The organism is Pseudofrankia asymbiotica (assembly GCF_001983105.1).
Taxonomy (GTDB): Bacteria; Actinomycetota; Actinomycetes; order Frankiales; family Frankiaceae; genus Pseudofrankia; species Pseudofrankia asymbiotica.
The window spans coordinates 17,707-27,763 of sequence record NZ_MOMC01000103.1 but is presented as its reverse complement, the minus strand read 5'-3'; the positions used below and the strand labels follow the sequence as shown (position 1 = coordinate 27,763).

The window sequence follows — 10,057 nt, the reverse complement described above, 5'->3', positions numbered from 1 at the left end:
TCTCCCCCACGGAATTCCGATCAGCGAACCAGTCAGACCGGACAGGAACACGATGATTCCGTTCACGCTCAACGAGATCCGTCACATCTTCGGGCTGCTCCGCGAGGTCGCGATGCCACCGGCTGTCGTTCTGTGGTGGTCGACCTGGCGCCGCCGCCACCAGGCGATGGCGCGCTACTACCACTACCGGCGGCGCATCCGCGCCGCGCAGCCGGCCGCCGCGCCGGCCTGAGACCACCGGCGATCACTGTTGCTGCCGTACTAGATCGGGGCGCTCCAGCGCAGCTGGGTGCCACCTCCCGCGGGAACTGCCAGCGCGAACGTCCCGCCCAGCGATTCGGCACGTTCGCGCAGGTTGGTCAGCCCGCTGCTGCGAGTCGCGTTCCCGATTCCCACGCCGTCGTCTTCGGCCTCGACGACGACGGCGTCGTCCTCGAGCCGGACGTCGATCCGCATCGTGGTCGCACGGGAGTGCCGGGCCGCGTTGGATACCGCCTCCCGGACCACGGCGAGCACGTCGGCGGCCAGCGTGTCACTGACGACGGTGTCGAGCGGGCCGGCGCAGGTCACAACCGGGACGAAGCCGAGTCCCGTCTCACTGTCGGCGGCGATCTTCTCGAACGCTGCCCGGAGAGTCCCCCGGCCCAGCTGTGCGCTGCCCCGCAGCTCGAAGATCGACCGACGGATGTCCTTGATCGTCGCGTCGATGTCCTCGACGAAGCCGTTGAGGCGGTCCGCGTTCGCGGTCTGCTCGTACTGGGCGACGTCCTGGATTCCCAGTGCGACCGCGAACATGCGCTGGATGACGTGGTCGTGCAGGTCGCGGGCGATCCGGCCGCGGTCGGCGAGCACGACGAGCCGTTCTCGCTCGGAGACGGAGCGGGCGAGCTCAAGAGCGACGGCCACGTGGCCGGCGAAACTCGATGCCAGGTCTACGTCGGCGGCCCTGAACGGTTGACGCCCGCCGGCGCGCCCCAACAGCAGGACGCGGCGGTCAGCATCCGTGCTGGCCCGCAGCGGCACGGCGATGAGGCACCCGGTCTCGGGTCCGCGCTCCTGTTCACAGGCGTCCGTGGGGGCGTCGCCCGTGAGCACGGGTCGCTGGCCGGCGAACGCTCGCCCCGCCAGGCTGCCGTCGAGAGGAATCGCGTTCCCAGCGGTGTCCGCTCCGGCGGCGACCTCCACGGTCGCCGTGGCGGTGTCGCGACCGCGTACGACCATGGCCGCGTAGTCGGCCCGCGCGGTGGTTCGCGCCCGTTCGACGACCAGAGCGATCGGGTCTGCCGGGGACGCCATGAGCTCGTGCGTCACCTCGGCCGACGCGCTCATCCACTGGTGGCGATGCTGCGCCTCGTCGAACAGTCGGGCGTTGTCGATCGCGACGCCGACAGTGGCCGCCAGGGCGAGCGCCAGTTCCTCGTCCTCGGCGGAGAACGCCCGGCCGTCGCGTTTCTCGGTCAGATAGAGGTTTCCGAAGACCTCGCCCCGCACGGTGATGGGCACGCCGAGAAACGTCTGCATCGGCGGGTGCCCGGGTGGGAAGCCGACGGCGTTCCGATCGCGGGAGATGTCATCGACCCGGCGGGGCTGCGGGTCGTCGATCAGAACGCCCAGGACACCTCGGCCCGTCGGCAGGTGTCCGATCCGCGCGACGACGTCGGGGTCCATCCCGACGTGGACGAACTCCTCGAGGGTGCGATCCGGCGCCACCACTCCCAAGGCACCATAGCGGGCGTCGAGGAGCTGGCAGGCGGCCTCGACCACCAGCCGCAGCAGCGTCGGCAGCCGCAGGTCGGCGGTGACCATCCGGTTGGCGCGCAACAGGCCGCGAAGCCGGCCCTGCGTGGCCAGCACGTCCTGGGCACGCTCCACCAGCTGGGTGAGCAGCTCGTCCAGCTCGAGGCGAGCGACGGTCGGAAACATCAGGTCATCGTCGGACGACTGCGGCGGACACTCGCCTTCCTGCGGCTCGGGCCGGTTGTCAGCCTGGCGCAACGTGTCCACGGCCGCAGGATAACCGAGCCGAAGCCAGCAGACCCTCCCGTTTCAGGTCTCTCGGTAGCTATCACGTCGAGTGAGGGCGGATCGCATGTCAAGTCGATCAACCCCCTTTGGGAATCTACCGTTACGTGCAGGTGAGGAACCTGCCGAAATGGCAGAGTTGCGCGCAAGACGCCGATCCCGTTCTCGGTGGCCGGGCGAGCGACAGGTTCAGGATCACGTCGTGAGATGAGCCGGTGACAGGGCCGTTGGGTCCGACTCGCAGGGCTCATCCGACTGTCGCCGGACGCCACCGCGTGGCACCAGGGTCGATAGGACGCCTCGTCTCCACGCAGGCGTAACAGCCGTGAGGCTCTCCTGCCGAATGTCCGGCGGAGGAGGTCCGAACGACCCCGTCTCATCGGCGGCTTCGCCCGAGGACGCGGCGGCACCCGAGCCGCACGATGGAGACACGGCGACCCGCCGGCAAGTTTGGGAGGCACGGTGACAAGCCAGACCAATCCCGAAGACCACGACCTCCGCGAGCCCCAGGCCGCGCGGCGCCCCGGCCCTGAAGGCCCCCAGCCAGCCTCGGACGTGGCGGATCTGCCGGTGAACACTGTGATGTCGACCCGGGTGCTGGTCACCACCCCCGACGACGACGCGCTTCTGGCCTGGGAACTGATGGTCCAGGCCGGCTGACGATGACGTTCGGTGGGCGGCAGCGGGACGAGGAGACGACCATGGTCACACGCGGCGCGACGTTCTCGATCGAGCAGGTGTACGCGGYAGTCGAGGCCGCGAGCCTGGCGCCATCCATCCACAACACCCAGCCGTGGCGATGGCGGTTCCGGGGCGAGACGCTGGAGCTGTTCGCCGACCTGTCCCGGGCCGTGCCCGTCATCGACCACGACCACCGCCAGCTCCTGATCAGCTGCGGCGCCGCACTGTTCAACGGCTGGCTGTCGCTGCGCTCGGCCGGCTTCGACGTCGAGGTGGGCGAGTTCCCCGACGGCCACGACCTCGTCACCGGCCGGCTCGCCACCCTCACGATCGTCGGTAACCGGCCGCCGACCGATGACGAAACCCGGCTGGCCGACGCGATCACCAACCGGCACACCGATCGCCGCCCGCTCACCACCGCGGAGGTGCCCGTCGAGAAGGTGCGGGCACTGCGCCACGCAGCCGAGACAGAGGAGGCCTGGCTCGCGTTCCTGACCAGCGAGGACGCCCGTATCGAGCTGGCGGTGCTGCTGGCCAGGGCGGACTGGATCGAACGCAACGACCCTGACTACCAGGCCGAGCTTGCCTCCTGGATCCGCGACGACCCTCAGGCCACCGACGGCATCCCCCGTCCGGCGGCCCTGTCGAGCGCCGAGCCGCGGCCCACCGAGTTCGCCACCCGCGACTTCACCGGTGGAACCGGCGGCGAGCCGGTGAACGCCGACGAGGCCGGCGAACGGATGCGCACCGCCCAGGTCGAGCACCCTGGTGTGCTCGTACTGGGCACCGACGGGGACGGCCCCGCGGACCGGCTGCGCGCCGGTCGGGCGCTCAGCCGCGTGCTGCTGGCCGCCACGACCGAGGGACTGGCGACCTCGCCTCTCGGCCAGGCCCTCGACATCGAGGCGACCCGCTCGCTGGTCCACGCGCTAACCGGAGCCACCGGCCTCGCCCAGATGATCATCCGTGTCGGCTACCCCGACACGTCCGCTCGCCCGCGGGCGGTCACCCGGCGCCGTCCGGTCTCGGACGTCCTGGAGCACCTCACCGACGACTGAGACGACAGCGTCCAAAACCGCGGCCGTATGCGGGTGCGGTTCTCGACGCTCGATCCGCCACGTGCTGAGGGCCGGGGTAACGGGTGTCGACGGGGGACGCCCAAGCAAACGGTGCGGCGAGCGACCACAGGTCGCTCGCCGCACCGTTTGCGCATCGCGGGCAGTCAGAAAGCGCCAAGGCCTACTCCGCGGCGGTCTCAGCGGGAGCGTTCATCCCTGCCGGCGGCGGCTTTCCACGGCGGCGCGCAAAGCGGCCGGGGCGCGTCCTGTGACGCGCCCCGGCCGCCGCGTGAGCGTGTTGGTGAGGTCAGGGTGGCTGGTGTCAGTTCGGTCGCTGCTTGTCTCGCTGATGGGGTCTGGACGTTCAGATCAGGTAGGCGCGGAACGACCGAGCCCGTCCGCGTCCCGGCCTTGACGCTGGATTCCTTGATGGTTGTCATTGCCTTCGACCTCCCTGGGTTGATGGCTCTTAGCATCGTGCGGCCACGGCTTACGGATCAGGGGCTGCGCGGGCCGCTTGGACAGGCGCTTCGGCCCATCGGCCCCATGCCGGGGGAGGTCTGGTCGGCCCGTCCGCCGCGGGCCGGCCGGGGATCTACCGTGAGCCGTGGGTCGAGCGCCTGGAAGCGCCGTCTGGCATCTCGGGTGTGCCACGCCGCGCCGACCACCGCTACCTGAAGCGCCGGCCTCCGGACGCTCGTTGGAGGCCACCCGACGCCAACACCCTGCTGTCCGTGCCGACCACTGCCTGCGCAGCCGCAATCACGTGAACCTGCTCGTCGCCGACAAGCAACCCAGCTGCACCACCTGACCGCCGACGAAGCCGCCGAACACGCCGCACGCGGCGGTTCCGTCTGGGACTGGGCAGGGACCGAAGTCAGCCTGGGGCGGGATACCGACGTTGTTCTCGTCGGCATCGGCGACGCACCCACCGTCGAGATCCTCGCCGCCGCCGAGTTGCCGGCCCAGTTCGTGCCCAGCCTCGCCGTCCGTGTCGTCAACGTCATCGACCTGATGGCCCTGCTACGACCGGACCTGGATGCCGGCATCAAGGGCATTCGGCCCCGTGCGCGAAGCCGCTGTCGCTTCACGCGCGGGGCCGAATGCAGGCGCAGGACACCGTCATCTCGGCTCAGGACGCGGCCTCCGTGCTGAGCGCGCGCTCGTGGCCAATGGTGAGTTCCTCGGCCGGGCCAGTGCGCCGCAGGTGCAGCAGCCCGAGACCCGTCAGCAGCAGCATCACACCGCCGAGCACGAAACTGGAGATCGCCGCGATGAGGGCGATCTGGCCGAGCTTCCAGAAGCCGTAGGCCTCCAGCAGCAGGCCCCGCAGCGTCTCCCCACGGAACAGGGTCTGCACCTGGGCCGCGAGCTGCGCGTTCTCAGGGTCGGCCTGCGCCTTGGCGCTGACCTGCGCGTAAGTCTGACCGCCCGCGATCTCGGACAGGTGCACCTTGATGAAATGGTCGGCATAGGCCTCGGCCTGCGGGCCCGTCAGCAGCTGCTGGCCGGCGTACTTGTCCAGATAGGGACCGATCTGCGGATCCGCCAACGCCTCGCTGCCCTTCGGCGGAAAGTAGATTTTCTCCGCGGACAGCTGGTTCCGAACGTTGTCGTTGGCGAAGCTGTGGCCCCACAGCAGCAGCCCTCCCGCGATGAACAGCACCACCGCGACGACGAGTCCGCCCGTCGACAACAGAAAATCAAATGTTCTGCGACGCATCTCGTCCCATCCCTTGGATATCATCGGAGTCGTCGAAATCGATGTAAGACAGGTTCTCGCGGGACGCATCTGTTGATCAGGTGCGACCGGCCCCACCCCGACCGTCCGATGGCCTGCCACGTCTGGGACATCAGACCCGACTGCCGATTGTCGGGCGTCACGCCGAGGCGGCGCTCTCGCTGGCGCCGCGGGGCCGAACAAGCGGCCCGGGGCTGGCCGCCTGCTGCTTCAACCGCGGGTGCCCGCCTCCCCCGGCACTGTCACGATCATGCCCGGACCCGAGGTCGCCCCGGGACCCAGTCAACGGGGCGCCGCCGTCTGGCAGCGCCCTGTACCTGATCCGGTACCCGAAAACAACCCGGCAGGAATTGTGTCCTGTCGAGGCGGGCCGAAAGGGTCGACAGTGTGGGCGGATAGGTGTATTCGCGGCGCCGCCTCTTTGATGCACGATCAAGATGGCAGGCACAGGAGCGGCTGCGCCCGTTGCTCTGGAGCCGATCCGGACGCCACCGGTCGGTGAACATGGCGGCCGAGGTGCCAGCCGAGACCGCCCCGGAGCCGGGGCGGCCCCGGGCAAGGCGGTGATTGGTCACGTGATGCTGGACAGCACTCCCGGCCGCGGAGATCGGCTGGTGCGCGGCATTTCTGCGCACCAGCGGCCCACCAGCCCCGGCAACGTCGGTGCGGCCAGCGCCGCGACCTGTCCCAGTGTGGTTGTGGGGTCAGCAGCGCCATCGCCAGGATCTCGGCCGCGGCGCGACGACGAGCGCGACGCTGGCCGAGGAGGTCCGAAGTATGTTTACGACTTCGACGAAGGCGACAAAGACCTCAAGGACCTCAAGGACCTTCTCGGCGGGAAGGGCGCGAACCTCGCCGAGATGACGAGGCTGGATCTGCCCGTCCCTCCCGGCTTCACGATCACGACCGAGGCCTGCAAGGCGTATCTGACAGCCGGCGAGGAGCCCGTCGCGCTGGCCGATGAGGTGTCTGCGCACCTACGGGCGCTCGAGGCTCGGATGGGCCGCCGGCTGGGGCAGCCGGACAACCCGCTCCTGGTCTCGGTGCGCTCGGGTGCGAAGTTCTCGATGCCAGGGATGATGGAGACCATCCTGAACGTCGGCCTCAACGACCAGTCGGTATCGGGACTGGCGGGGCAGGCCGACGACGGCGGTTCGCGTTCGACTCGTACCGCCGGTTGATCCAGATGTTCGGCCAGACGGTGCTGGGTGTCAGCAGCGAGCAGTTCGCGGACGCCCTGGAGGCGTCCAAGCGCGGGCGTGGAACGGAGAGCGACGTCGGTCTGACCGTCGAGGACCTGTGACGGCTGGTGGAGACGTACAAGGAGATCGTCGTCAACCACACGGGCCTGCTGTTTCCGCAGGACCCGCGGGAACAGCTCGACCTGGCGATCCGCGCGGTCTTCCGCTCCTGGAACACCGAGCGCGCTGTGATCTACCGCCGCCGGGAGCGGATCCCGGCAGACCTGGGCACGGCGGTGAACATCTGCTCCATGGTCTTCGGCAACCTGGCCACGGACTCGGGCACCGGCGTGGCGTTCACCCGTGATCCGGCGTCCGGCGCGCCGGGCGTGTACGGCGACTATCTGCAGCACGCGCAGGGCGAGGACGTGGTGGCCGGCATCCGGAACACGCTCTCCCTGCCCGAGCTCGCACGGATCGATAAGACGTCAYATGACGAGCTGATCTCGATCATCGAGACCTCGAGGGACACTACCGCGATCTGTGCGATATCGAGTTCACCATCGGGCGCGGCAAGCTGTGGATGCTGCAGACCCGGGTCGGCAAGCGGACGGCGGCGGCGGCGTTCCGGATCGCGACGCAGCTGGTCGACGAGGGGCTCATCGACATGGACGAGGCGTTGCGGCGGGTGACCGGGGCGCAGTTGACGCAGCTGATGTTCCCTCGGTTCGACGGCGGGTCCGCGGCGGAGCAGAAGATCGCACGCGGTGTGAACGCCTCACCGGGAGCGGCGGTCGGCGCGGTCGTGTTCGACTCGGCGACGGCGGTCGAGCGGTCTCGCGGCGGCCAGTCGGTGATCCTGGTCCGCCGTGAGACGGATCCGACGGACCTACCCGGGATACTGGCGGCGGCCGGCATCCTGACGTCCCGCGGCGGCAAGACGTCGCACGCCGCGGTGGTCGCACGCGGTATGGGCAAGACCTGTGCCTGTGGCGCCGAAACGATCGACGTGGACCTCAAGGCACGRCAGATCCACATCGGCGACCTGGTGATCCACGAAGGTGAGGTCATCTCGATCGACGGCACGAGCGGCGACGTCTACCGCGGCGAGGTTCCGGTCGTAGCGTCCCTGGTAGTGCGGTATTTCGACGGCGACCTGGACGCCRCCGCGCCGGATGCCGACGAGCTGCCGCGGGCAGCCTCGACGGCCGACCAGATCGCCGAGGCCGCCGAATTTTTCTCCTTCGGGACGAACGACCTGACCCAGACCACGTGGGGCTTCTCGCGCGACGACGTGGAGGCTGCATTTCTTTCCACATACTTGGAGAAAGCCATCGTGGCCGTGAGCCCTTTCGAGACCATCGACCCCGATGGCGTCGGCGAGCTGGTACGCATCGGCGCCCAGAAGGGCCGCTCCACCCGCGCCGGGCTCAAGCTGGGAGTCTGCGGCGAGCACGGTGGCGACCCGGACTCCGTACATTTCTTCGACCGACTCGGCCTCGACTACGCTCCTGCTCCCCCTTCCGCGTGCCCATCGCGCGCCTGGAGGCCGGTCGGGCCGCGCTGCTCGCGCCCAGCCGCCCCTGAACGACGCACGACGATCCGGAAACGTGGACGGCTGTCCTCAGTGCCACGGCCTCGGCTGACTCATTATCGAGCAGGCAGAGTACGGAGCGCGGACGTTTCAGTCCTCGCATCGGCCGCGGCCGGGCTTTCGCCCGTCGACAGGGCACCATCCCCGTAAGCTAGGCCGATCGGCTCCCGTGGCCATGCCGATCGGCCTTGGCGAGGGCTGACGTCGGGCCCGCTTGTCTTTGCCCATGATTCTCTAGGGATAGCTGTTCGGGACGCCCAGACTTCCCCCATGGGCTGGTTTTTCCGGGCAATTGAACTCACCGATGGCCAGTGGGCGTGCCGTCACGGTCGGCGAGTCTTCGACACTCACGCCGAGCTGAGTCAAGCCCTGGAACACCTTCGCGACCTCGCCACGGCGGCTGCGCCAGCAGAACTCTTCATCCACCACCTCGACGGCAGCATCGAAAACCTCGGCGCCCCCTAGCAGCCGCTCTTGGACTGTCCGGGACGGCACATGAATGACAGATCGGGTCCACGTTCGGTCGATCGCTCTTCCGAGCGCGTCGCCTCCGCACGGCCGCTCGGCTCTGGCGCCGGCCGTGAGCGCGTTTGGGTAGGACAGGCGAGCCGGAATGCTGTGGCGTGGCGGCGAGTCCATGACCGGCAGGAAGGTCAGGGCCATCTCATCGGCCTTACGCTGGCGCCGGTCGATCGCGATCAGCTGGCAGACCCCTAACAGGATGACGTCCGGGGGGCCTCGGGCTTCTAGGTTGATGGGACCGCGATGCCAGTCGCCACGATCGGTTCGCCGGCCGAGACGGGCAACTGGTCGGAGCGCACGACGGCCACATCGCTGTCCGCGTGCAGCACGCACTGGTGGCTGACCGAGCCGAGCAGCAGCCGGGCGAACCCGCCATGCCCTCGGCTGCCGACGACGAGCAGCTGCGCCTCGCGGGCCTCACGCAGCAGGGCACGTGTCGCCGAGTCGGGCGAGACGACCGACTCGGCGGTCGGGCCGGGCCCGTCGTCCAGGCCGAGTTTGACGGCCTGCGCGAGGACGTCTTCCGCCTGTCGGAGCAGCTGTCCCTGCGCCCCGACGAGCACCTCGGCATACGTCGGGTCGTAGCCGCCCCAGGCGTGGACCACCCTCAGCGGCACCTTGCGGACGGCCGCGGCGTGCGCGGCCCAGCGCAGCGCGGTCAACGACGGGTCCGACCCGTCGACTYCGACGACGACCGGCCGGCGGTCGTAGGTCCGGGGCGTTTCGTCGTCCTTGGGCGGGCGAACGACCACGACCGGCACTGACGCGTGGTGGACGATCCCCTGGCTGACGGAGCCGGCGGTCAGCCGGTGGATCGGCCCATGGCCGCGTTCCCCGACGACGACCATGTCGACATCCGCAGCAGCCGTCATCAGAGCCGCGACAGGGTCATCCAAGACGACAGTACGGTGCAGCGTGACCGACGCCGGTCGCTCGCCGACCCGCCTGATCGTGCGCTCCAGCATCTCGGTGGCCGCCCCAGTCATCCCATCGTGATCGCTCTCGGCGATGGCGTGCAGCACGCTCGTTGGCAGCCCGTCCGCGGTCCAGGCCAACAGCGCGGTCACCGTCGGGGCGGCACCCCGACCGGCATCGTCCGTCGCCGCCGACCACAGCGCCGCCTCCCGAAACGCCCACCTCAGCGCGGCCTCCGAGCCGGCAGAACCGTCGACTCCGACAAGAATGCGTACCGAGCCGCTCATGCCTCACCCTCCACGTCCGTTTGGCACGTCGCCGTGCCCGCTACGTCGGCCCACCC

General features: G+C 69.4%; 10 protein-coding genes and 1 pseudogene. 8 read left to right on the top strand and 3 right to left on the bottom strand.

Translation table 11 applies throughout. From position 1 onward, the window contains the following. A pseudogene (locus BL253_RS35955) lies at positions 1 to 232 on the top strand (IS701 family transposase); the annotation flags it as partial. Positions 233 to 261: 29 nt separating this feature from the next. Here BL253_RS35955 and BL253_RS35950 read toward each other — a convergent pair. Next, positions 262 to 1,923, bottom strand: coding sequence for a sensor histidine kinase (locus BL253_RS35950; RefSeq protein WP_076822307.1), 1,662 nt, complete (start codon positions 1,921 to 1,923; stop codon positions 262 to 264). Between the two features lie 561 nt (positions 1,924 to 2,484). On the opposite strand from BL253_RS35950, the gene BL253_RS42625 reads away from it, so the two are divergent. From BL253_RS42625 to BL253_RS35935, 3 genes are all read left to right on the top strand, one after another. After that, a complete protein-coding gene (locus BL253_RS42625) occupies positions 2,485 to 2,682 on the top strand; it encodes a DUF294 nucleotidyltransferase-like/CBS domain-containing protein (protein WP_076822293.1) in 198 nt (65 codons plus the stop codon). Positions 2,683 to 2,723: 41 nt separating this feature from the next. After that, entirely contained in the window at positions 2,724 to 3,761 is a 1,038-nt protein-coding gene (locus BL253_RS35940; RefSeq protein WP_076822305.1) for an Acg family FMN-binding oxidoreductase, read from the top strand. 744 nt (positions 3,762 to 4,505) lie between these two features. Continuing rightward, complete coding sequence (locus BL253_RS35935; protein WP_338013776.1) at positions 4,506 to 4,916, top strand: phosphoketolase family protein; 411 nt, start codon at positions 4,506 to 4,508, stop codon at positions 4,914 to 4,916. Here BL253_RS35935 and BL253_RS35930 read toward each other — a convergent pair. Then, positions 4,894 to 5,430 carry a hypothetical protein gene (locus BL253_RS35930; RefSeq protein WP_241835445.1) on the bottom strand — a complete coding sequence of 179 codons (537 nt, stop codon included), beginning with the start codon at positions 5,428 to 5,430 and terminating at the stop codon, positions 4,894 to 4,896. The two genes, BL253_RS35935 and BL253_RS35930, sit on opposite strands and share 23 nt — an antisense overlap. A gap of 650 nt (positions 5,431 to 6,080) precedes the next feature. Between BL253_RS35930 and BL253_RS45985 the strand changes: the two genes are divergently transcribed. From BL253_RS45985 to BL253_RS45675, 4 genes are all read left to right on the top strand, one after another. Beyond that, the gene (locus BL253_RS45985) at positions 6,081 to 6,683 is read left to right on the top strand and encodes a PEP/pyruvate-binding domain-containing protein (protein WP_241835448.1); all 603 of its coding nucleotides are present in this window, start codon (positions 6,081 to 6,083) and stop codon (positions 6,681 to 6,683) included. A gap of 128 nt (positions 6,684 to 6,811) precedes the next feature. After that, on the top strand, positions 6,812 to 7,375 hold the full coding sequence (locus BL253_RS45980) for a PEP/pyruvate-binding domain-containing protein (RefSeq protein WP_338013774.1): 564 nt from the start codon (positions 6,812 to 6,814) through the stop codon (positions 7,373 to 7,375). Next, a complete protein-coding gene (locus BL253_RS45975) occupies positions 7,267 to 8,427 on the top strand; it encodes a PEP-utilizing enzyme (RefSeq protein ID WP_338013773.1) in 1,161 nt (386 codons plus the stop codon). Before BL253_RS45980 ends, BL253_RS45975 begins: the two co-directional genes overlap by 109 nt. A gap of 120 nt (positions 8,428 to 8,547) precedes the next feature. Continuing rightward, entirely contained in the window at positions 8,548 to 8,742 is a 195-nt protein-coding gene (locus tag BL253_RS45675; RefSeq protein WP_076822289.1) for a DUF2188 domain-containing protein, read from the top strand. A 281-nt stretch (positions 8,743 to 9,023) separates the two neighbouring features. Here BL253_RS45675 and BL253_RS35915 read toward each other — a convergent pair whose 3' ends face one another. Next, on the bottom strand, positions 9,024 to 10,001 hold the full coding sequence (locus BL253_RS35915) for a universal stress protein (RefSeq protein ID WP_076822288.1): 978 nt from the start codon (positions 9,999 to 10,001) through the stop codon (positions 9,024 to 9,026). Positions 10,002 to 10,057 lie beyond the last annotated feature (56 nt).

Excerpts from the sequence above, each read along its gene's own strand:
- BL253_RS45985 (WP_241835448.1), top strand. The coding sequence starts at position 6,081 with ATGCTGGACAGCACTCCCGGCCGCGGAGATCGGCTGGTGCGCGGCATT.
- BL253_RS45675 (WP_076822289.1), top strand. The coding sequence starts at position 8,548 with ATGGGCTGGTTTTTCCGGGCAATTGAACTCACCGATGGCCAGTGGGCG.
- BL253_RS35950 (WP_076822307.1), bottom strand. The coding sequence starts at position 1,923 with ATGTTTCCGACCGTCGCTCGCCTCGAGCTGGACGAGCTGCTCACCCAG.